Source organism: bacterium (assembly GCA_021159335.1).
Lineage (GTDB): Bacteria > UBP14 > UBA6098 > B30-G16 > B30-G16 > JAGGRZ01.
In genome coordinates this window covers 23,072-45,345 of record JAGGRZ010000080.1, presented here as the reverse complement: position 1 = coordinate 45,345, position 22,274 = coordinate 23,072, and the positions used below count along the sequence as shown (strand labels likewise).

Genomic DNA, 22,274 nt, shown 5'->3' with positions numbered 1-22,274 from the left:
GCATATATCGTAAATTTGCCCATATAATATTCTTATTCATATATTTTTTCACATATTTTCTAACATATCTATCCCAATCAGAATCGCCAACATTAGCCAAATGTAAGATATACTTAAATTCTTGAGCTGGAGAACAAAAACACTTATCACACTTCATTTTACATGTAAATTCAGAGAAAAGATTTATTGTGCTCGGTTTCGTGGTCAAATAATCATACCTTATCGACTTTACGGCAGGAAAAGCAACTGTTATCAAAAGGAGTAAAATAACCATTTTCTCACGCCACTTGCCAAATAGCCCGCAAACAATGTTAGCCCCGTAGGCGGAAAGTATTGTTAAGGATGGATATATGGGCACCGTATAGCGCTGAAAAAGGACTTTCCAGCTCCCGATCATGAAAAAATACACCACCGGAAACACTGCTAAATACCATTCTCTTCGCCTCACAACAGCTACTAAGCCGAAAACAGCGAGAACAATTGCGATAACGCCGACAGCTTGAGGTATTGAGACCAAGCCATGATAAATCCAGCCCGGTGGGAGGTTCTCAAAGCCAAGATGCCCTGTTCGCATATGATAAATCTCGTAGCCAAAATTCTTCACAAATCTGACAGGTGTAAGAACTACATAAGGAGTGGCAATCAAAAACGACATAAACGCAATCCTTATCAGCCATCGGAATCTTTTATCTTTCCAAAGATTTTTTATCCTATTAATTACCTTTCCCTCTGACAAAGTCCAAAGTGCAGCCATCGGCACCAGAAGAACCAATCCACCGTTGTATTTAGTAGCAGCAGCCAGTCCAGATGCCAGACCGGCGAGTAAGTGCCAATTTTTTCCGGATTTCTGCTTCAACATCATAGTTGAAAAGTAGATGGTTAGCGTAATAAAAAAAGTAGCCGGTACATCAGTTATGGCCCAATGAGAAAATCTCACATGCGTAAAAGCGAATGAAGCAACAACCGCACCAAAAAAAGCCATATTCCTATTCAAGACATTCCTCACAGCTTTGTAAACGAATACTACTGTTAATGCACCCAACAATGCTACCAGCAATCTCGCACAAACAAGCAAGTTTGTGGTATCAACATAAAAGCTCATGAAAAACTCTTTATAGCTGCCAAAAATACCGGCAACCCTTCCAAAAAGCCAGCAAAGCGAAAGCCACAATACCTGCATGTAAAACCAGAATGATGGATAATTAAGGAAAATAGGGTCGGGATTCTTCGTAACAGCTATTTTAACCACAGAATTCATCACCCTGAACTCATCGCAACCAAGATTATAACCCGGTGTTCCGAAGGTTATCCCCCAGACTCTTATTAGAAAAGCGAGCAGGAAAATAAGCCAAATAAGCCATTTTTCAGACTTTATTGCCACATTTCTAATATCTTCTCAAAGCTCGAAAGAACAAGTTGATATTTTCGCAGAAAAAATGAAAATTTTCAGAGTTTAATTTTTTTACTTTATTTTAAAGTTTTCATTTGACAAAATGGTTTAAGATACATATGTATTTTAATAGAAACTAACAGATTGCGATGGGAAAGAAAATAAAACTGGGTCTGGGCAAGCGAACGAAAAAGCTTGCAGGACTCGACATAGGTACATTCTCTCTTAAGCTTGCTATCCTCGAGTCCGATAAAATGGGTAATCTAACGCTGAAAAACATTCGTAAAAAACTGCTAACTCCCGGACAGATAGTCGACAAAGAAATAAGAGACCACGAGGGCATCGTTTACGCGATACAGTCTTTCGTTGACGAGGTCGACCCAAAACTAAGCGAGGTATGCATAGCAGTGGCTGGAAGAAAAATTCTGGTTGACAGACTCGTAATACCTGAACCAACTGGCAAAGGTAAAAGGGATGTTCTCCTGAAACAGGCTATAACGCTGGAGGCTGAGCAAAGAATCCCAACGGGAATAGACAGTGTTCAGCTCGATTTCGTTGAGCTCGGCTCGGATGGGAAGAATGTTTCGGTCTTACTCGTAGCTGCCCGCAATGACATAGTCGACGACTATGTTGGCGTTGTAGTGGAGGCTGGGTTAATACCCACAATAGTTGACCTCGAAGCCATCGCTGCGTATAATATTTTTGAATACAACTATGAAATAGGACCCCAAACTAACATAGCTATAGCAGATATCGGACACAATGTAACGAATGTCGTGTTTATAATCGGCGGCAATCTTTTCAGCATAAGAGACATAGGCACTGCCGCAAAAAATGTGTGGGGCAGATTCCAGAGCGAGCTCAGGATATCCACTGATGAACTCAAGCGATACATGAAATCTGAAGCTGTTCCGGAAAACTCGCCAACGACAAAAAAGGCAATATACAATTCTATAGAAGAACTGAGCGCTGGTTTAGGAATGGCATTCTCATACATTGAGAACGCACCAGGAGGCGGAAGCATCGACAGACTTTTCATAAGCGGCGGAGCTGTTATGATACCGTTCCTCGCTGAGTCGTTAGCATCAAGACTGGGTATCCCGTGCGAAATAATTGACCCACTGAAAAAGATATCATACGAACCCGAAGCACACGAAGACCTGTCAACGGTCGAGCGAAGAGCTACCTATGCGGTGGCTCTGGGACTGGCGATAAGAGGAGGGGAAGCATAGCATGTTTAAAATAAATTTACTTCCGCCTGAATTAAAAAAGAAAAAGAAAGCAAGACTTATAGATAGAACCGTTATTTACGGTGCTCTGCTCATAGTAGGGGAGATCATGCTGCTTTACATTATCTCTTTATCGCAACAAAGCCGAATAAACGAGCTGGAAGGTGAAATAGCATTCGTGCAGACAGAACTAAAAAAGTACGAACCAAAACTCGCAATCCTCAAACAAATAGACAAAATAAAAGGCGAACTCAAAAAGAGACTAACGGCAATTCAGCAACTCGACAACAAGCGCGCATATTGGGTAAGGCTGCTGTCTGACTTTTCTGAATTGGTTCCCGATTATCTGTGGGTAATAGATTTGATAGACAAAGGCAACAAACAACTCGAAAGTTCAGGAAAAAGCTACAATCTTAAATCTATAGCCATGTTCCTCGCAAACCTCATAGAGTCAAAACTGTTCGAGAACATAAATATAGGTGCAATAACCATGCAGCACGGGAAAGAAGGCGATGTATACTCGTTTACCATAACCATGTCCGTGGCGGGCGCCTATGATACTCTCAAACTCGGGAAATTCGAAATCGACACGACATCCACCAACAAAAAGAAACGCATTGTAGGCGGATTCATAACATCGACGCGGAAGAAGCTTGGACTTTACTCGAAGGAAGAAGCCAAAATAATGTTTTCGGGAATAAACCCATGAAAGCTTTTGGTAAAATAGAAATAAAAGCTTCTGGGCTTCTAAAAATAGCCGTTATACTTTTCATAGGCGTAATGGTGCTTTACATATGGTATGCCCAGGTTTACAAACCCAATCAGGAAACCATAGAGGAAAAGACGGCTACACTAACGCAGTTAAGGGCAAAGCTCCAAAGAGCAAAAGCGACCCTCGCGAACGAAGCCAAATTGCGATGGGAACTGGAGAGACTTTTCGCGCAATACAAACTCGTAGAAGAATTAATGCCCGCTGAAAGAGATATACCCAACTTCATAAGCAAAATTTATCTCGCTGCAAAACAGGCAGATGTATCAATAATAAGAATTGAACCAAGACCGTCTGTTCCGCAAACATATTACATTGTTGACCCGTACGCGCTGCAAATAAAGACAACATTCGCGGGATTGGGAAAATTCCTGGCTTTAATTTCCAATCTGCCGTTTACAGCACTTGTAGATGAACTAAAAATAACCAGAAGCGGCCAAGGCGAAAACCAGATAGAGGTAACAATGATAGTTAATACTCATCACATGACCGCGGAGCAAAGGATAACCAGGATAGAAGAAGTAACTAAAAAAGCCCAAAAACGAGGCAAACGACGACCAAGGCGGTCAACGCCAAAACCGCCTACACCACCAAAACCAAAACCACCTGCGTAAAAATGAAAAAAGCGTGGCTCTACATATTGCTGGCAATCTTTCTGGCAACATCCAGTGCACAGAAACAACCGCAAAAACCGGAACAAAAGCGCTACACCGTGGATGAAATTCGCCTTTCAGCAAAAGGTGATTCTACATTCATTCAAATAACGACTAACGCAAAACCCGACGCGAAAAAGTTCATAATCGAGAATCCGCCTCGGCTCGTGGTTGACCTTTTCGGTGGCATTGTTAACTTGCCCAAATCGCAATACAGACTGCTCCCGGCTGGCATTATAACATCTATACGAGCTGCGCAGCATGTTTCCAAACCCACCCCAATAACGAGGATTGTCTTCGACCTTGCAGATGTAGTAACCACAGCCAGGCTTAAAATAACCCCAACTGGAGTAAAATTATCGCTTCATACGCCTCACTATCCCGAATTTTCAGGCTGGAGCAGTGGCAGACTTGCGCCAGCGCCGATAAAACCCGAAAAAGCCGCCAAAGAAACCACAATCACAAAGCCCAAACCTGCGGAAGCGCCGAAGGAAAGCCTTCTCGCAGTAAGTCAACCGGTCGAATCTTTATTTGCTGCAGAAGGTGAACTCGAACCTGAAATCGCGAAATTTTTGAAACCTGAAACATTAATTTTTGAGGCCGTCTCTGAGGAAAAAGACACGATAACATTGGCGCGATATGTTAGGAATCTCGTGGTTTTCTTGCCGCCAAAGAAGGATCCATTCGCCATGCCTGAACGACATAGAAAAATAGAATTTGGGAAGGAACCGATTCCCTTCGTGGAGGAGCTAACACTCGTGGGTGTCGTAAAATCCGGCAATGTGAATATGGCTATAATGCAAGACCAGGTGGGATACAGCTACATCCTCGCACCCGGTGATACCGTGGAAAACGGGAATTGCATCGAGGTAAACGACACGAGCGCCGTGTTCAGGGTTGTTGAATTCGGTCAGGCAAGAAGAGTCGTGATTCCCCTGAAGAAAGTTTCTGCCGAATAACGATAAAAGGAGAGCGACTATGAAAAAATTGATAATAACAGTTACAATAATTGGGATTTGCTTTGGAGCTATTCATGCACAGAAACTCGCTGGTGGCGTTAAAGTCCCGAACGCGACGAGAATAAAATTTACCTCCATAGTTTTCAAGGACGCTGACATACACGCTGTTTTCACATTCCTTGCCGATACGGCGAATGTGAACATAGTCGTTGACCCGGAACTTAAAAATAAAATCTCACTTAAACTTGAAAATGTAACCTGGGCTGAGGTCTTCAATATGATAATCGACCTGTATGACCTCAAAGCAATTCAGAAAACTGGCTACATCTATATTTTAAGCACGAGCAAATACTGGAAGCGAAAGTTCGACGAACTTGAAAATGTCAAAAAGGAACGGGAGCAGATCCAAACGGAAACAAGGGTGATAAGGATTCATAATGTCGACGCAAGAAACCTCGCTACACCACTTAAAACAGCCCTTTCCGAAAGAGGCGATATAGTTGTCGACCCTACTTCAAATTCACTCATCATAAATGACCTCCCATCACAGTTCCCCACAATCCTTGCTATGATAGATTCGCTGGATAGGATGAGAAGACAGATAAAGATTTCATGCCAGATATTACAAGTTGACAAAAAGTACTTGAATGAGTTCGGCATAAACTGGATGGCTTCCAAACAAGATGCTACCATAAGTGCAAGCATATCAACAGATCGTGTCGCCGACCCTATAGGCAACTTCACATGGGGCATAATAAGAGCTGGCGAATTCAATTTTGATGTAAAGCTTTCCGCGATGATCTCCGAGGACAAATCGAGGATTCTCGACGAACCTCATGTAGTCACTATGGAAAATATACAAGCGGAAATAAACTCCTCAGTCCAGCGCGCGATAACGATGCTCGACCAAGCTGGCAACACCGTCTATCAGATGATAACTGCATCAACGAAACTCACCGTTACCCCACAAATAGCTGGCGGAGATAGCATAATACTAAACATCAATGTCGAACGAAGCGCATTCGTCCCGGGCGCTGCACAGGTTGAAATAACGACAAGAAGCGCCAAAACGACCGTAGCCATCGAATCGGGTGACATTCTCGTTATTGGTGGTTTAAGCGGCGAGGAAAGAATGGAAACGCAATCAGGTGTGCCAATACTCAAAGACATACCACTTATAGGTCCATTATTCAGGTTTAAAAGCGTTGAGAAAAGACCTTATGTAATAGTAATATTCCTGCGCCCGGAAATAGTTTCGTAAGAACCTTTCGTAAAAATAGGAGGTTTTATGTTAAGAGCCTTGGGAGTCATTCCAGCCCGATATGGTTCCACACGCTTTCCCGGAAAGATGCTCGCCGATATAAATGGAAAGCCCCTCTTTATGTGGACTTATGATGGCGCCAAAAAGGCACGAAAACTTGACCACCTTATCGTTGCTACCGACGATGAGAGGATAGCAGATGTCGCCGAACGACATGGCATCGATGTAATGATGACATCGCCCAAATGCAAAAGTGGCACAGAAAGGACGGCAGAAGTCGTTAAAAATCTTACATTCTACGATGTAGTCATCAACATCCAGGGTGACGAACCTATGATAAAAAGCGAATTCATAGACCAGCTCGTTGAGGTTTTCGAGGCTAATCCTCAAATCGAAATAGCAACAATAACAACACACATCCGAACAAAAAGACAATGGTACAACCCTAATGTTGTAAAAGTTGTGACTGATATAAAGGGTTTCGCCCTTTACTTTTCCAGGTCTCCCATACCAAGCGAGAATACTGAATACTTTCCGCCGAGGAGGCACATCGGAATATACGGATACAGGCGAGAAACACTCTTAAAACTCGCGGAACTTGAGCCTACCCCTCTTGAATTGGCGGAAAAACTCGAGCAACTCCGCGCAGTCGAGAATGGCATAAAAATTTTCTGCCTTGACATCCCGGAAGCCAAGGATTTGATTAGCGTTGACACCATAGAAGACATAGAGTTAGTTAAAAAGTTCCTGCACGATGAGAAATGAAAGCCAGGATAAAGTTATTAATAATCCTCACAATTTTAGCTGTAATCGCGGGTTGCGCAAAGCCCAAGCCTGAGGCTATAGGAAGTTTCAACGCTGTATTCGCGTTCGTGGACCCTCAGGAAGCTGACTTACTGAAAGAGCCTCTCGAGCTTGCCATTGAACATCCAATAAAAACCCCCCGTCCAGAAAAACTATTCAGAATAATATGGGGCGACACTAACACATTTGACGACGCGACACGGCATCATATAGTGCTTATCGCTGCGTCAATAAAATCCCCGGGATGGTGGGGAGCATTCGTGAGAAGGAACCTCGATAAAAAAGCATACGAAGGGGTTAAAAAAGGGCAATTCAATGTATTCCGCAAAAAGGACCCATGGGCAAGAAACCAGATACTTATAATTCTTACCGCGCGAAATGCTGATGAGCTGCGAGCTTTCATACTGACCAATATGGACCTTATTTTTGAGATGATAAACAATTACTGCAATGAGCAGGTATCAAAATGGCTTTTTGGAAAATACCAAGGCAAAGGCGAACGAAAAGACCTCGAGCGCAAAATAGCGGAAGAATACGGTTTCGGAATTCGCGTTCCGAGAATGTTCGAATGGGAAAAGGGCACGCCAAAAGAGCGATTCCTGTGGCTTAGAGCACTCGACCCCGAAAGGTGGGTTTTCGTGTATTGGGAGCCACTGGACTCAACGCAATACAAAAAAATATCACTTTCATGGCTTGTCAGAACCCGCGACTCCTTATGCCAGATCTATTACGAAGGCGATTCGCTTATGAAAGAAGAACTAACATATCGAAGAATTTACTTCCGAAACTTGCCTGGAATAAAATACAGAGCGAGATGGAAAAATGTGAAAAAAGTCATCGGTGGTCCAGTAGTGGGCTATGTTCTCGACGACATAGAACACAAGAGAAGATACATTCTCGACGGCGCCGTTTTCGCTCCCGGGGTCAGAAAGGAACCATACCTCAGGCACTGTGAGCTTATAATGCTTTCGTTTAATCCGGATGCGAGAGCCTTTCTCGATTCGCTAAGCACGAGGTAAAGCCAAAACTATCCGTCAAATTCCCCTTAATTATTCACCCAACAATTCTTTTTGTAATTTCTGTCCCCTCGGAGAATCTAATGGAATCATTCCTTTTTGACCACATGAAGGGCATACTTTTTCTTTTCCAGTAAGGCGCCATATTGAATATATAAGCCCTGGTACCAGGAAAAACAACCACAAGACCACTTCCATAAGAAAACTACCCCTAACAACAGTTTTAGGCTTACCAATATAGCCACAAGAAGGACAAATGAACTTATCCTTCATATTACCTCCTTTCTAAGTCATATAAGACAAAATTCATTCTACTTCCTCAAGCGCCAATCGATGAAAAAAGGCTACGCCCAATGCAGCAGCATCAGAAGCATCCGTTGAAAGCTCCTGCGGTGGTGAAAGTAGCTGCTTAATCATGTATGCTACTTGCTCTTTGGTTGCGTTGCCATTTCCCGTCAATGCAAGTTTTGCCTCTGCTGGCGATACCTCGGAAACATCAAGCCCCGTTAAGGCAGCGGCTATTATTATCGCGCCACGCGCCTCACCAAGCCGTATCAGTGTCTTAACATTTTTACCGTAAAAAGGACTTTCCACGACCAGAATGTCCGGGGAGTAGTCTCTTACTAACTCAAGTATCGACTCAAATATGCCTAGCAGCCCCAGCTGTTTGTTTTCTCGCGCAACCTTTATGTCACCGCCTGCAACAAACTCCTGGCTGCGAGAATCCCCATCAAGAACACAGTAGCCGAGAATTCTCGTTCCTGGATCTATAGCTAATATTCGCATAGTCACGCCTTAAATTTCACTTCCTTGCATTGTGTATAGCTCTGGCAAACGCGCCTAAAAGCTCCTCACCGCCCTTCTCCTCAAAAGCGGTTCCTACTACGACTACATCGGCGAACTTGGCGCGCTCATAAGCTTGAGATGGCTCCTTTACACCACCGCCTACGATTATCGGTATGTTTATGCTATCGCGAACCTCTTTTAAAATGTCTATGGGCACTGCGTTTTTCGCACCGCTACCAGCCTCAAGAAACACGGCGTGCATACCCATGTATTGCGCAGCAAGTGCGTGCGCAACGGCTATGTCGGGCTTGTCGGAGGGTATAGGCGGTGTCGACGAAAAGAAACCTACCGAGGTCAAATTGCCTGAATCGACCAATATGTATCCCGTCGGAATAACCGGAATTCCTGCTTTTTTAACTTTTGGAGCTGCGAAAACCTGCTCCTCGACAAGCCATCTTACATTCCGGGACGAAAGCAAAGTAAGGAAAAGTAACGCATCCGCGTAATGCGATACCTGCTCGCTGTTGCCGGGAAAAATGACAACCGGAAGGTTCGAATTATCTTTGAGCACCTTTACTGCAAAGTCAATGTTTTCTCTTATCAATATGCTCGAGCCAACAAGAAACGCATCAACTCCAGCATTCTCCGCAATCGAAGCCATGTCAGCAAGTTCACCTTCACTTTTTTTGTCAGGGTCAACAAGTAACCAGAATTGGGGTTCCAAAGGAAGGTAATCAAATCTCGTCGTCAACTTCTCTATTAAAGCATTTTTGTAATTTTTATCCATTACACTCCCCTATCATTCTATTGCCAGCATTCGCGAAAGTTCCTTTTCGCGCTCATCTGAGGAAAGCATTCTTGCTGAAACGAATGTTTCGCCCTGCATCTGATACTTTTCAACCACTATGTGACATTTTGCTCTTCGCGCAATCTGATGAAGATGGGTTATCACTATCACCTGCCTGTCTTGCGCAAGTTTTTCGAGCTGCTCAGCCACGAACAAAGCTGTCCGTCCACCTATTCCAACATCTATCTCGTCGAATACGCAACATCCTACTTCTTTCCATGCTGGAAGTGCGACCTTCAAAGCAAGAGCTATCCTCGAAAGCTCGCCCCCGGATGCTATGTCCTTAAGAGGTCTTAAAGGCATCCCCGGATTCGTCGATATGAGAAACTCAGCTTTCTCAAAGCCATGACGGCCGAGTCGCATGGGAACACCATTTAGCCTAAATTCGCTCGATTCGTCCTGCTGCCTTTTTAGTTCCACTTCAAATTTTGCATTCTCGAGAGCTAATGGTGCAAGCTCCTTTTCAACGGCTTTCGACAGTTTTTTCGCAGCCTTTTCCCGCAACAAGGAAAGTTTTGTCGCAGCGTCCTCAAGGCGTGTTCGAATTTCTGACAATTCGCCTTTAAGCTTTTCTATAGCTTCATCCACATCGAGTTCCTCCACAGACTGCTCTGCTAATTTGTCCCGATACTCAATAAGTTGTTTTAAGTTTTTACCATATTTTTTCTGAAGGTCACCCAGTAAAGCCAATCTTTTCCTTATTTGCTCTGCGCGTTCAGGGTCATATTCAACTTCGGCAAGTTTGTCAGCTATAATCCTTATCTCATCGGTTGCCGCCAAAATAGTGTCTATAAGCTCAACTGCATTCCTGACCTCACTTATGTGGCTTAATTCCTCTGCATTAGCCTTAATGTTGCCCGCAATGTCGGCTATACTCATGCTTTCTCCAAAAACGCTTTGCCTTAATAGTTCAGCAAATTCCAAAATCGCCTCCGCCGACTCTATCCGACTCAATTCTTCCTCAAGCTTCGACTCTTCGTCGGGGTCGTTCAAATTAGCATTAGTTAGCTCTCTAAGCTCGAACTGAAGCAATCTCCTTTGGCGCAGCACCTCGTCTCTCCGTCTGACAAGTTCGTCAAGCTCTCTCTTTTTAGCCTGAAACTCATCGTAAAGCGTTTCCACCATTTTTCGTTCGCGCTCAACACCTCCAAAAACATCGAGAATGTCAAGGTGAAGATTCGAATCAAGAAGCATTTGATGTGAGTGCTGTCCGTGAAGGTCGGCAAGGAACTTACCTATTCGCTTTACATTTTCGGCGGTCGTGGGAATGCCGTTTATCCAGAAGTAGCTTCTTCCCGCCTTAGTTATTCTCCTCATTATGGTTATCTCGTCTTCTTCTATTCCCATTCCCCGCGCCACCTCAAGCGCACTTTTAGTCGGGAAAAACCTTGCAGAAATCCTTATCTCGTTCGCACCAGCGCGTATTTTGTCAGCGCCGCCCCGCTCACCAAGGAGAAGCTTTATAGCGCCTACAATAAGCGACTTTCCAGCACCTGTCTCACCCGTTATGACACATAAACCATCCTCAAAACCAAGCGTCAGGCTTTCTATTATGGCAAGATTTTCTATTCTCAGTTCAGCAAGCATGGCAATTATAATATAATCGTAATCGTTGATGACGGCAACTTGCGTGACAAAATTTAAGCTGACACTCTACTTTTGAGAAACTTTTTCGGAAAGAGCGGTTATTAAAGCCTTTTTAAATTCGGCATTCTGTGGTATGGGGGCACCAAACGACTTTGCAAGTATACTCCCGTTTTTAACCAGAAATCTTGCGGGCACTCTGTCCACCCCAAAAGCTTCGAAAACTGATGTATCCACACGCGCCACAGGGAAAATAACGCCAAGGCTATCAACTACGGGTTTCATAAGCTCAGCGGGTTCGTATGTTACCGCGAGCACGGCAAGCTTATCATATTTTTTCGCCAGCTCATTAATTTGTTTCAATTCGACCTTACACGGTCCGCACCAGCTCGCGACAAATGATATAATACCAACAACTTTTGAGAAATCTCTATCAGTAAATTTTTTGCCCTCAAAATCGGTGGCAACAAATCTCGGAATCTTTTCTAACTTTTCCTCCGATGACTTCGAATTCGAGCAGCTAATAAGCATGGTTAAGATAAACACCATCAGCACCAAGAAAGCATATCTTACGGCATTAGTTTTCATCTTTAACCCATCAATTTCAAGGATTTGAGCGCTTCTCCTTGCGTCAGATTAGCGACGGTCAATTTTATTTTATCAAATTCATGCTGTGGCACCTCGAAAACCACTTCGACATCATCGCTAAAACTTTTCGTCAAAATCTTTCCGCCAGCGTCATTAACGGTTGCTTTTAACCTCTCAAAAACATTATATGGAACACATACTCTTACTTTCACCGTTTTCACAAGCGGTTTAAGCCCAGCGTTATCTATGGCGAGTTTAGCCACTCTGCTGTATGCTTTAACGAGTCCGCCAGTTCCAAGCTTTGTGCCGCCGAAATAACGAACCACAACGACAAGCGTATTGCTAATATCCATCGATGAAAGCAACTTGAGTATAGGAGCACCAGCTGTGCCGGACGGTTCTCCCGCATCAGTATAATATTCCATGGCTCCGTTAACGCCAATTCTGTAGGCGTAAATTATGTGAGACGCATTGGCATATCTTCGACGCACATCAGCAAGTATTGAATTAACATCATCCCTTGAGGCTATAGGATAAACCAATCCGATAAATTTTGAGCGTTTAACTTCAAGCTCACCCTCGCCTATATCAGAAACGGTGTAGCTCATCTTAATCAAACGGTCATTATCTCTTCTTCTTTGATTTTCAAGAGTTCTTCAAGTTTGTCGTAGAATTTGTCAATAAGCTCCTGCACTTTATCCTGCAGTCTGTATGCATCATCCTCGGGTAGCTCACCATCCTTTTGCATTTTCTTTATCTGTTCTACTACCTCTCTGCGAATATTTCGCAGCGCTACCTTGCCTTCCTCAACTATTTTCCGTGCGACTTTGACGAGCTCTCTGCGCCTTTCCTCGGTTAACGGCGGAATGGGAATCCTGACCACATTGCCATCCGATTGCGGGGTTAAGCCAATATCCGATGCAAGAATAGCCTTCTCAATGGCACTCAGGGCACTTTTATCCCAAGGGTGAATAACTATTAATCTCGGTTCTGGCGTTGAAATAGAAGCTATTTGATTCAACGGCGTTGGCGTTCCATAATAGTCGACCTTTATGCCCTCGATAAGCGCTGGCGAAGCTTTGCCGGTTCTCAATCGCGCCAGTTGATTGCTAACTACATCGATGGTTTTCTCCATCCGCGATTCTGTATTTTTTAAAATTTCCTCCATATCCCCTCCTTTCAAAAATTTATGTAAAATATTTTTAAATTTGCGGTTGGCAAACAAAAAAGTAGCTTAGCCAATGCTCAACTCACGAGTAAGAATGCTCCCCAACTCAGAAATATCCTCTGGCGCAACTATAACTTTCGAATCAATCTCTCGTTCAAGCACATCAAGTGTCCAATCCTCAAGCGATAACCCATCAGGTGACATGATTCTTGGGGGTATCAACACTGCATCCGGCTTTCCCGCAAGGCTTTTTATTGCCCTTACAACATCAATTGCAGGAAGAAGATTTGCAACAGTTACTGACGCTCCGAACAAAGAGTTTACCGGCGCGAGGACGCTTATTTTCGCCCCTGTTAGCGATTCGAGTCTTTCGAGCGCAATAGACTCAAAAATCGGGGCAAACAGTCTGCCCGTAACAACAGCTAATTTAATGCCTGAAAGGTCGGGAAAATCATCTTTTCCCCACAACCTCGCCCTTTCGATAAAATATCTTACCATTCCAACACCATTTTCGTATTGCGGATAGCCATTATAGTATGATTCCTGCGGGATTTCACACTCCGCGAGCAAAAAGAACTCGTCGGCAAGCTGAAGCGTTCGCCGCGCAGTATCGTTTCGGTCTCTAACCTCGTAATGCCAATCGACTATTTCCTTCGCTAATCTTCTGCTTACTGGTTTTAGCGGTGCGAGCCTATCCCTGTGTTTTGTTAAACCGACGGGAACCACCGCCAAAGAAAGCAAAGCATCGCCAAAAGATAGCAGGTCACTAACTGTTTTCTCAAGAACTGTGCCGTCATTATAGCCGGGAACGACCACAATCTGGGCATGAAAGCTTACTCCACCACTTGCGAGTCTTTCAAGCTGAGCCATTATGGGCGGAACATTGCTTTTTCCAAGCAACTTTTTTCGCACTTCCTCATCAGTGGAGTGAACAGATATGTAAAGCGGGGACATCCTCTGGCGAACAATTCTTTCCCAATCCCTCTCAGTAAGATTGGTCATCGTAATGTAGCTTCCCTCAAGAAACGAGAAGCGAAAATCCTCATCCTTAACATAAAGCGAACTTCTCAATCCCGGCGGCATTTGGTCAACAAAACAGAAAACGCACCTGTTAGTGCATCGCCTTATTTTGAGTGGAGCGATCTCAATGCCGAAATCACCATTGTTGGCTTTAAGATGAACGCTAAGTATCTTGCCATCTCTTTCTATTTCCAATTCAATATCACTTTCGTCCTTTGTTGCGAACAGGAAATCGAGCCTATCGTCTACTCTATGCCCATTTACCGATAATACGATATCGCCAACTTTCACGCCCGACCGCCAGGCAGATGAGCCCTTTTTTACGAAGACAATTTTTCGCTCATCCTGTAACATATCTCTTCCTAATATAAGACCGATAAGGTATTTCGCCACGAATAGCGAAATTTAAGTTGAGCAAGGAACAAAACTTGACTATAATAGTATAGAACTAAAAAGGAGCTTGTCCATGAAAAACATCAGATACGCAATTTTCGCTCTTTTAATTTCTATAGCCATATGCCAAGACCTTGGTTTCTCAATAATCGATTCGTCGTTTCACAGGATTTACTCCCCAAGAAATAAGTATATAGTCCCTACCGGCGACCTTGACCGTGACGGAGTAGATGATTTTATATTTATAAATCTTGCCACTAACTATTTTTCTCCAAGATTATATCCTGGTGATACACTGCTTGATAGCACCGTATTTATATACTTTTTTGGTTTTGCGCCCACATCGAGTTACCCGCTTGAGTACTGGTTCACAGGATACGCCTGCGCCGATTTTAACGGAGATGGCTCGCGAGATGTTATACTCAGTTTCACCAGGAGATCATCGCCATACAACGGATTTGTTGACATGTGGTTCGGGAGGCCAACTGGTTCGTGCGGATTCTGGAACGATAGCTGGCATTTTTTCGATGATTCAAGCGCACAACTCGGTATTGTTGGTTCCATTGGAGATGACAATGGGGATGGATTTGACGATTTTATAGTAATCTCAACGCACAATAGGCCATCGGGAAAGCAAAGTTATATATATCTATTTTATGGAGCAAGTTCTGGAGCAAATTTAGTGCATCAATGGTCGTTTGAACCCCATAACTATGCAAAACTCTGGCACATAGAAGATTTCGATGGCGATAGTTTGCCTGAACTGCTAATTCTAATGTCTGTGGATACTTTATGGGATAAATACTATATATGTATTATACAAAGCGACTCACAATTCATATATGCCGATACAAATTGTTATGACGATTCACTTTTCGTAAATTTTATTCTTTTATATCGTGATATGCCCACATTAGACATAAACCATGATGGCAAAGATGACATATACAAATTTCTAAACACAATAGGCGATGGAATACATCCATTATTACTTTCCTACTGGAATCTTAATGGAGATAGTTTTGTCAATCACGTAGATACGCTATCATTAATTCTTCCTATATCACACAATCTTAGCGAAAAACCAATTATACCTTTATCCTATGGCGATACAATGATTTACTCGTATAAAGAAATTTCACCTGGATTGTATATGTTATATTTTTACAACTTCATTAGTCCGACAAGTTTGACTATATATGATTCCGTAATGGCCCCAACCCACTTTTTTGTGAGATTAGGTGACATAAATAGAGATGGTTACAATGAATTTATAAGCGATGTAGGCGTGGTGAATTTTAACCCACGGTCGCACATAGCTGAAAATGTAAGGTTCCGCGAAAATATAAACATTTATCCAAATCCTTTTAAGACATTCTGTAAGTTGTGGTCTGGTGAAACTAAGATTGAGGTAGTTGAATTTTTCGACCTGCGCGGAAACAAAGTTAACGGTGACATAATTCGGATAAACGAGAATTCCATACTATGGAAACCTCGAAAATTATCTCCAGGGATATATTTCGTTAGGGTAAAGATGAATGATAAACAGTATATAAGAAAGCTTCTTTATATGCCCTAAGAATTACCGTTGAGGATTAAAAAGTTCAAATAATCTTTTTACTTCATCAATAAGCTTTTCATCACCTATACCTAAGGCAGGTTCAAACACCAAGACACCACCTGGAACAGCGCATGCACCAAGCGACCAATCAGTAGAAAATATAAACAAAAATCGCCATATAGAAAATTCCTTTCCCAAACCAGATATTATCTCAGTTAATTTGTCGCCTATCGTAGCTAACTTACATATATTATCCATACTTGAATCCTTTTCGGATATAACTGCTATCGTTTTACCAGGCACATTAACCCAAAAACCGCTATAGCCACCTATATCAGAAGCTTCCTTAATGTCAGATATTTCGATAGTCTCAAATACATTCCTGGAAAGATTCTGCACATCTGCAAACTCAGGAATTCTTTGGGATACTTTTTCCATATCGGTGAATATACTTAATTTATCAGCCGCAATCGGTGAAAGCATTACTATACAATCCAGATTTGTCCTCATCGGGACTCTGCAAAGACAGGCAACATCAACGGACGATGTGGTCAAAAGCAACTTAAACCTCTTACCAAGCTCTGGAATGTCGATTCGGGTCATCCAAGAGACCAAATTATATACTTCTTCCACATTTTCTATATCAAGCTCATTTGAAACCAGAATTATAAACAATACATCATCGATATATTCATATTTAAATCTGTAATTTAAGGTGTTCGCTTCGCTCTCTATATCGGATAGAACGCTATCGATAGATATAACTTTCGATGGAACTTCATGGGCGATCTCACCAGTTAATCCGAGTTCCTTACGAAGCTCGGGATTTATCCTTTTTATTATTTTTTCAGCAGGCATGGTTAACTCATATTTTCCAAGGTCAGTTACCTGCCTCCTTGTCACGAAGTTGACAATTTCAATGGGCACTTCATCATATATCTTTTCTACATTAAATTTAACGCTGCCGGTTTTAAGTGAATCCAATATATCCCTAAGCGGAACCTGTATAGTAAAATCGCTTCCGCGTTTTATAAGGCTATCAAGTGCACTCGCTGCCTCGCTCGGTGTGTTAAGTTCGATAAGCTCTCTTATTGATATTGAAACCTTATCATCCAACGAATTTATTGTATATTCGACTTCCTCCTCCCCTGTTTCTTCCATTTTCTCAAACTCGAATGCCTCAGGTATTTCAGCCTTCGCTTCCCTTTCAGGAAAAATTTCCAATACCTCTATTTCCTCTGGCCCTTTCTCCTCTTTTGCCTCAACAACTTCCTCTGGTTTTTCCGATACCTTTTCACCCTCTGCCAACTCAACCATTTCAACTTCACCAGTAAATGGCTTCGCTTCGCTAGCTTCTGTAGCCCCAGCCTCGATACCTTTCTCCTCCACGGCCGCCAACGGCTTTTCTTCAGCCACAATTTCAGCCTCGCCAACTTGCTCTACACCCACTATTTCGCTTATATGTTTTCCTTCAATAGCTTTATATATTCTATCGCGTACAATGCTTGGTAAAACTATCCAATCAGGAATTTCAGGTTTATCTGATACGGATACAGTTCCAGTAAGTTTCAGCCCAGTTGAAATTGGCAATGATATATATTTTAATTCCTCTGTATTAATTATATTTCCCTTCAGCTTTTCAGACATGGCATATCTTTCTGAAATCCTTCTTATTCTTGTAATGCGTGTATATGTGAATATAAATGGATAAGCTAAAAACGGTACAGAAAGTATTTGAATCATATATATCAAAGTGTTTCCATACATTGCTGCCCAAAAACCCTGCAGAAAATCCACCTCCTCTTGAACCATCCTAAAAACAATACCTGAGCTTACAGCAAGAAAAAGCCTCATAAGGACAAATGCTATAAGGTAGTTTACAAACCTATCTTTTACAAATCTTTTGCCAAGATAAACGAAATATATTATTAGGCTGTAGTATATATATTCCAGAAGTATCGCTGGGAAAAACATTATACGTAAAAATTCAGGCCCTCTATCACCCAACGAAAAAATAGCACCACTTATTGTAACAACAAAAACCATCAAAAGAAAATTAATTATAAAATATATATACTTTGTAAATTTTATCATTTATCGCCTTCCTCCTTAACAAAAATACACCCCTCCAAAAATTCTGGAGTAAATTCTATAAATTTATCGGAAATCTGTCTCAAATGAACAGATGACTCGTTAAGAAAAAAAGCATTTTCAACTTGTTTCCCCATTTCCTTTATAGCCTCCACGGCGGGTGCAAAGTCCCCATCACCGCTAACGAGTATGGCTATATCATATAAATCGTTAGCTGCATATCTAACCATATCAACCGCTATTTGAACATCAAGACTCTTTTCTATAAGATGATTGCCCTGACGTGCCAAACGCCCAAATTTGACATGAAAGTATGGTATATCAAGAAGGTAGGATAAAAAGCGCTGCTGAGATTTATACTGGTCCTCGGCTTCGTCCTTGTTGACGGTAGGAAGATAATAATACACTCTCACAAGTTCTCTATCGCCAACCAATTTTTTGACAAATGATGCGTAATCAATATTTATTTTCCCAAGCGAACTTCTCATGCCGTGATAAAGATTGCTGCCGTCGATAAACACTACAACGCGCTTTCCCATGATGCCTCCTAAAATCCTCTTGACTTAAAAAGAGCCTATAAATATAATAACATCGACCGCCGGGGTGGCGGAATTGGCAGACGCGCTAGCTTGAGGGGCTAGTGAGCGTAATGCTCGTGCGGGTTCAAGTCCCGCCCCCGGCAATAAAAAACTCATCTTTTTCATGTCAATCTCCTATCAATAACTTATCAACACATTTTTCCGGCATAGACTCTACAACGAGCTTCCTTTCATCACCTGATGGAGACCTCGCAAGCACCTCAACATATCTCCGCCCTCTCACATAACGCGCAAGAACCCGTGCCGCTTCCGTAACTACTTCATCATCAGCATTTTTCCACACCAAAACAGTAGGTCCCTTACCGTCGACGGGTTCGAGAACATAACATCCGCTTGAAAACTTCTCTCGCAAAATCCTGTTCTCGTGCTCATTCCTCCCGACGACGACCTTAACCCCGCCAATCCGCATGTGTCGTCCTACTTTAAGAAGTAGAAAGCTCCTTAAATCAACTTCCCCATGTAATTTGGCGTCAAAAAACCGAGCTGCATAGCCGGGGTCGGTAAGAAGACATCCACCAGCAGGTGTAGGAACCTTTTTTATACCAAATTGTTTTGCCAGCTCCATCTGCCGTTTTCTTGAACGACCACTTATGCCATAAAGTAAATTTCTGTCAACAATGCCTGATTCCTCAAGCACTGATGGTCGTAAAAGTTTCGCGCAAAGTGGCCGCACAACCATCCTCGAAACTCCAGCTTCTTTCTCGATAAGGTAAAACGTTTCCCTCCTCTGCGAAAATGGCCTCTGCCCCAGAACTTCACCAGTAGCAAGACCACGAGCACCAACTCTCTTGGCAAACTCCCACGCTCGCCTAAAAAAGTGAATCTTGCAATCAAGGCATGGATTGGCGTTGGAACCATAACCGAAGCGAGGATTCAGAATAACCCGCAAGTAATCCTCATCAGTAGGAACCTCCAGAACATCAACCCCGACCTGTGACTCAACATAAAATCTCTCGGAAAGCTCGAGTACCTTGGGGAGAAAAGGATGGACAAATTTAAGCGCTAATACACTCAACCCTTGCTTTTTAAGTATCGCTGCTGAAAGCAAACTATCAAGACCGCCTGAGAAAAGAAGAACGATATCATATTTTCCAAGCTCATTTTTCATTTTGTATCCCGATGATTCAATCTAATATTAATACTCACATAGTGAATTGCAAGTGTGTTCTCAAAAAGGAGGTCCTATGTACAAAATATTAGCCATCAACCCCGGTTCAACCTCAACAAAAATAGCTCTTTTTGAAGATGAAACGCCTGTATTCACTGAATCAATAAAACACCCAGTAGAGGAGCTATCCAAATTCGAAAGCACATGGGAACAATACCCTTTTAGAGCCAAGACAATAAAAGAGGTGCTCGAGAGGCGCTCCATTGACCTTAGAACTCTGTCAGCCGTGGTCGGTCGAGGAGGTCCCTTCAAACCGCTTGAATCCGGGACTTACTATGTTAACGAAAAAATGAAGGAAGATGTCAAAGAAGGCCGAGTCCAAGCAGACCACATAAGCAACATAGGTTGCCTTCTCGCCGCCGATATCGCCGAGCCGCTCGGAATCCCAGCCTTCATAGTTGACCCGGTTAGCGTAGATGAATTCGACGACCTTGCAAGAATTTCCGGTCATCCTGAGATACCGCGAAAAAGTCTTGCCCACGCGCTCAACATAAAGATGGTGGCCAAAAAATACGCCAAGCAAATAGGTGACAAATACGAGAACTTAAACCTTGTTGTCGCCCACCTCGGCGGCGGGATATCAATAACTGCCCATAGAAAGGGCAGAATGGTCGATGTGAATAATGCAAACGATGAAGGGCCATTTTCGCCTCAACGATGCGGCACTCTTCCGATAACGGGCTTGGCAAAGCTTTGCTATTCGGGCAAATACACCGAAAAAGAGATGATGCAACAGCTTATAAAGCGTGGTGGGCTAACAGCTCTTGCTGGAACCGATGATATGGAAGAAATAAAGAGAAGAATCGATTCTGGTGATGAAAAAGCAGAACTGTATGCCAGAGCTATGGCCTACCAGATCGCAAAGGAAATAGGAGCGTATTCTGCGGTTCTTGCTGGCAAGGTCGATGCAATACTTATAACCGGTGGGATAGCACACAACAACTGGTTTATTGACTGGATAAAGGAGCGCATAGACTGGATCGCACCAGTTTTCATTTTCCCGGGTGAGGACGAAATGGAAGCCTTAGCACTCGGAGCCCTGCGAGTATTAAGAGGCGAAGAACAGCCGAAAGAATATAAATAATCCAAAGAACTCAGGCAGAAGTCTCAAAAGCACGACTAAAGCCACGCAAAATAGCCTCAACAAAATCTTCGTATAGCGGAATGTAGCCTAAAACTTTCTCAATATAAGTGCTGTGCTCCTGAAGCTCTTTGCTGACCAGTTCACCATCCTGTGCCACCAGCTCCGAAAGCAAAAGATACTGAGGACCAGCTATAATTGAACCCTGTTGAAGGACTGCGCCAAAACGGCGCCTTTGAGCACTACCAACCAACTTCTTGCCGTCAACCACTATCTCGTAACGCGATGTCGACGAGAAACATGATGGGTTTCTTTTTGAAACCTTTGGGCTTCCGTGCGAAAGCTTTGCATTTATGCCAATGTATCTTAATCCCAATGCCAGCGCGCGGCTAATGAAATTGTAGGTTTCAAGAACACTCATCTTCGCAAGGGGATGATAGGGCGGAAGTGTCACAGAGTATGTGAATTCAGTGTGATGATATATAGCTTTACCACCCGTTGGGCGCCTGACGACATCTATACCAAGCCTATTACATTTATTAATATCTATCTGCTCAAACGGCTGCATAAAACCTATGGACACCGCCGGCGGTCGCCATTGGAAAAATCGAAGCACTGGAACGGCCCATTGGTCTCTGTAAGCCCACTCAAGAAGCTTCCGGTCCCTATCCATATTCTCTTCACCGGAAAGCGGTGGGTCAACAACAACAAGCCATCTGTCCCCTGAAAATATTACTTCTTTACAATCTTTAAGAAAAGATGGTATGGTAGTCCTGTTCATTCTTCACCGGATTGTTCCTTGGCTGGCTTACTCTTTTCCTCTATAGTGCTTTCGCTATTCTTCTTATCCAGTTCCTCGAGTTTTTTAATTATTTTCTGCCATATAAAGCCCCATTTCTGCGGGTCCTCATCAATCATTTTCCTGAACTCCTCAAACCTTTGCCGGGTGACATTGTGAAGTTTAAATACGCTATCCTGCGCTTGCGCAAGTCTAACGCTGTCCTCAAGGAATTTTTCTGCAACGATTGACAGGTCAACATAGAGATTGACGAAATCATCTGGGGTCATCTTTGTTTGCGGCGGCTGTGCTTCTTTCTTCTTTGCTGGTGCCGCTGACGCACAACCAAACAATATCCCGGCAAGCAAAATCATATAAATCAAAAGCAATGCTCTCCTCATATTCTCGCCCTCCGCTATTTTCATAAATTAGCTGGATTATAATAATTCCGAAACACACTATTTTCAAGCCAATTCTCACTTAGCCACAAGAACAAGCCATTAAAAAGCCCTGCCCATCGGCAAGGCCA

Annotated in this window: 23 protein-coding genes and 1 tRNA gene; 10 read left to right on the top strand and 14 right to left on the bottom strand. The window is 43.0% G+C overall.

Annotated elements, in window-relative coordinates; translation table 11 throughout:
- Window positions 1–1,381 (bottom strand): glycosyltransferase family 39 protein (locus J7J62_04800; protein ID MCD6124471.1); only part of this gene is annotated, 1,381 nt, incomplete at its 3' end.
- A gap of 158 nt (window positions 1,382–1,539) precedes the next feature.
- Here J7J62_04800 and pilM point away from each other — a divergent pair.
- The 7 genes from pilM to J7J62_04765 are packed head-to-tail and all read left to right on the top strand — an operon-like array spanning window position 1,540 to window position 8,084.
- Complete coding sequence (gene pilM / locus J7J62_04795) at window positions 1,540–2,622, top strand: type IV pilus assembly protein PilM (protein ID MCD6124470.1); 1,083 nt, start codon at window positions 1,540–1,542, stop codon at window positions 2,620–2,622.
- Between the two features lies 1 nt (window position 2,623).
- Window positions 2,624–3,328: a PilN domain-containing protein gene (locus tag J7J62_04790; protein MCD6124469.1), complete on the top strand. Its 705-nt coding sequence runs from the start codon at window positions 2,624–2,626 to the stop codon at window positions 3,326–3,328.
- Window positions 3,325–4,002, top strand: coding sequence for a type 4a pilus biogenesis protein PilO (pilO, locus tag J7J62_04785; protein ID MCD6124468.1), 678 nt, complete (start codon window positions 3,325–3,327; stop codon window positions 4,000–4,002). The genes J7J62_04790 and pilO overlap by 4 nt, the downstream gene beginning before the upstream one ends.
- A gap of 2 nt (window positions 4,003–4,004) precedes the next feature.
- Window positions 4,005–5,000 carry an AMIN domain-containing protein gene (locus tag J7J62_04780; protein MCD6124467.1) on the top strand — a complete coding sequence of 332 codons (996 nt, stop codon included), beginning with the start codon at window positions 4,005–4,007 and terminating at the stop codon, window positions 4,998–5,000.
- A gap of 19 nt (window positions 5,001–5,019) precedes the next feature.
- Window positions 5,020–6,261: a secretin and TonB N-terminal domain-containing protein gene (locus tag J7J62_04775; GenBank protein MCD6124466.1), complete on the top strand. Its 1,242-nt coding sequence runs from the start codon at window positions 5,020–5,022 to the stop codon at window positions 6,259–6,261.
- A 27-nt stretch (window positions 6,262–6,288) separates the two neighbouring features.
- On the top strand, window positions 6,289–7,026 hold the full coding sequence (kdsB, locus tag J7J62_04770) for a 3-deoxy-manno-octulosonate cytidylyltransferase (GenBank protein MCD6124465.1): 738 nt from the start codon (window positions 6,289–6,291) through the stop codon (window positions 7,024–7,026).
- Window positions 7,023–8,084: a DUF4837 family protein gene (locus tag J7J62_04765; GenBank protein ID MCD6124464.1), complete on the top strand. Its 1,062-nt coding sequence runs from the start codon at window positions 7,023–7,025 to the stop codon at window positions 8,082–8,084. The genes kdsB and J7J62_04765 overlap by 4 nt, the downstream gene beginning before the upstream one ends.
- A gap of 30 nt (window positions 8,085–8,114) precedes the next feature.
- Here the strand turns inward: J7J62_04765 and J7J62_04760 are convergent, their stop codons facing one another.
- From J7J62_04760 to J7J62_04725, 8 genes are all read right to left on the bottom strand, one after another.
- The gene (locus tag J7J62_04760) at window positions 8,115–8,354 is read right to left on the bottom strand and encodes a hypothetical protein (protein ID MCD6124463.1); all 240 of its coding nucleotides are present in this window, start codon (window positions 8,352–8,354) and stop codon (window positions 8,115–8,117) included.
- 33 nt (window positions 8,355–8,387) lie between these two features.
- Window positions 8,388–8,867 carry a crossover junction endodeoxyribonuclease RuvC gene (ruvC, locus tag J7J62_04755; GenBank protein MCD6124462.1) on the bottom strand — a complete coding sequence of 160 codons (480 nt, stop codon included), beginning with the start codon at window positions 8,865–8,867 and terminating at the stop codon, window positions 8,388–8,390.
- Between the two features lie 16 nt (window positions 8,868–8,883).
- Window positions 8,884–9,654 carry a geranylgeranylglyceryl/heptaprenylglyceryl phosphate synthase gene (locus J7J62_04750; GenBank protein ID MCD6124461.1) on the bottom strand — a complete coding sequence of 257 codons (771 nt, stop codon included), beginning with the start codon at window positions 9,652–9,654 and terminating at the stop codon, window positions 8,884–8,886.
- A 12-nt stretch (window positions 9,655–9,666) separates the two neighbouring features.
- Window positions 9,667–11,301 (bottom strand): DNA repair protein RecN, encoded by a 1,635-nt coding sequence (gene recN, locus J7J62_04745; protein MCD6124460.1) that lies wholly within the window; start codon window positions 11,299–11,301, stop codon window positions 9,667–9,669.
- 66 nt (window positions 11,302–11,367) lie between these two features.
- Window positions 11,368–11,886, bottom strand: coding sequence for a TlpA family protein disulfide reductase (locus J7J62_04740; protein MCD6124459.1), 519 nt, complete (start codon window positions 11,884–11,886; stop codon window positions 11,368–11,370).
- 2 nt (window positions 11,887–11,888) lie between these two features.
- A complete protein-coding gene (locus J7J62_04735) occupies window positions 11,889–12,503 on the bottom strand; it encodes a YigZ family protein (protein MCD6124458.1) in 615 nt (204 codons plus the stop codon).
- On the bottom strand, window positions 12,500–13,054 hold the full coding sequence (frr, locus tag J7J62_04730; GenBank protein ID MCD6124457.1) for a ribosome recycling factor: 555 nt from the start codon (window positions 13,052–13,054) through the stop codon (window positions 12,500–12,502). Before frr ends, J7J62_04735 begins: the two co-directional genes overlap by 4 nt.
- Before the next feature lie 66 nt (window positions 13,055–13,120).
- Window positions 13,121–14,467 carry a DUF512 domain-containing protein gene (locus J7J62_04725; protein MCD6124456.1) on the bottom strand — a complete coding sequence of 449 codons (1,347 nt, stop codon included), beginning with the start codon at window positions 14,465–14,467 and terminating at the stop codon, window positions 13,121–13,123.
- Window positions 14,468–14,540: 73 nt separating this feature from the next.
- Between J7J62_04725 and J7J62_04720 the strand changes: the two genes are divergently transcribed.
- Window positions 14,541–16,046, top strand: coding sequence for a T9SS type A sorting domain-containing protein (locus J7J62_04720; GenBank protein ID MCD6124455.1), 1,506 nt, complete (start codon window positions 14,541–14,543; stop codon window positions 16,044–16,046).
- 3 nt (window positions 16,047–16,049) lie between these two features.
- Here the strand turns inward: J7J62_04720 and J7J62_04715 are convergent, their stop codons facing one another.
- Window positions 16,050–18,122 carry a hypothetical protein gene (locus J7J62_04715; protein ID MCD6124454.1) on the bottom strand — a complete coding sequence of 691 codons (2,073 nt, stop codon included), beginning with the start codon at window positions 18,120–18,122 and terminating at the stop codon, window positions 16,050–16,052.
- Window positions 18,119–18,658, bottom strand: a complete 540-nt coding sequence (locus tag J7J62_04710; GenBank protein ID MCD6124453.1) for an NYN domain-containing protein — start codon at window positions 18,656–18,658, stop codon at window positions 18,119–18,121. The genes J7J62_04715 and J7J62_04710 overlap by 4 nt, the downstream gene beginning before the upstream one ends.
- A gap of 58 nt (window positions 18,659–18,716) precedes the next feature.
- Here J7J62_04710 and J7J62_04705 point away from each other — a divergent pair.
- A tRNA-Leu gene (locus J7J62_04705) sits at window positions 18,717–18,801 on the top strand.
- Window positions 18,802–18,824: 23 nt separating this feature from the next.
- Here the strand turns inward: J7J62_04705 and J7J62_04700 are convergent.
- Window positions 18,825–19,826 carry a hypothetical protein gene (locus J7J62_04700; GenBank protein ID MCD6124452.1) on the bottom strand — a complete coding sequence of 334 codons (1,002 nt, stop codon included), beginning with the start codon at window positions 19,824–19,826 and terminating at the stop codon, window positions 18,825–18,827.
- A 76-nt stretch (window positions 19,827–19,902) separates the two neighbouring features.
- Here J7J62_04700 and buk point away from each other — a divergent pair, with 76 nt between their 5' ends.
- The gene (gene buk / locus J7J62_04695; GenBank protein MCD6124451.1) at window positions 19,903–20,970 is read left to right on the top strand and encodes a butyrate kinase; all 1,068 of its coding nucleotides are present in this window, start codon (window positions 19,903–19,905) and stop codon (window positions 20,968–20,970) included.
- Between the two features lie 10 nt (window positions 20,971–20,980).
- On the opposite strand, the gene J7J62_04690 is transcribed toward buk, so the two are convergent.
- Together J7J62_04690 and J7J62_04685 are read right to left on the bottom strand one after the other, a co-directional pair.
- Complete coding sequence (locus J7J62_04690) at window positions 20,981–21,748, bottom strand: lipoate--protein ligase family protein (protein MCD6124450.1); 768 nt, start codon at window positions 21,746–21,748, stop codon at window positions 20,981–20,983.
- A complete protein-coding gene (locus tag J7J62_04685) occupies window positions 21,745–22,146 on the bottom strand; it encodes a hypothetical protein (protein ID MCD6124449.1) in 402 nt (133 codons plus the stop codon). The genes J7J62_04690 and J7J62_04685 overlap by 4 nt, the downstream gene beginning before the upstream one ends.
- Window positions 22,147–22,274: the final 128 nt, after the last annotated feature.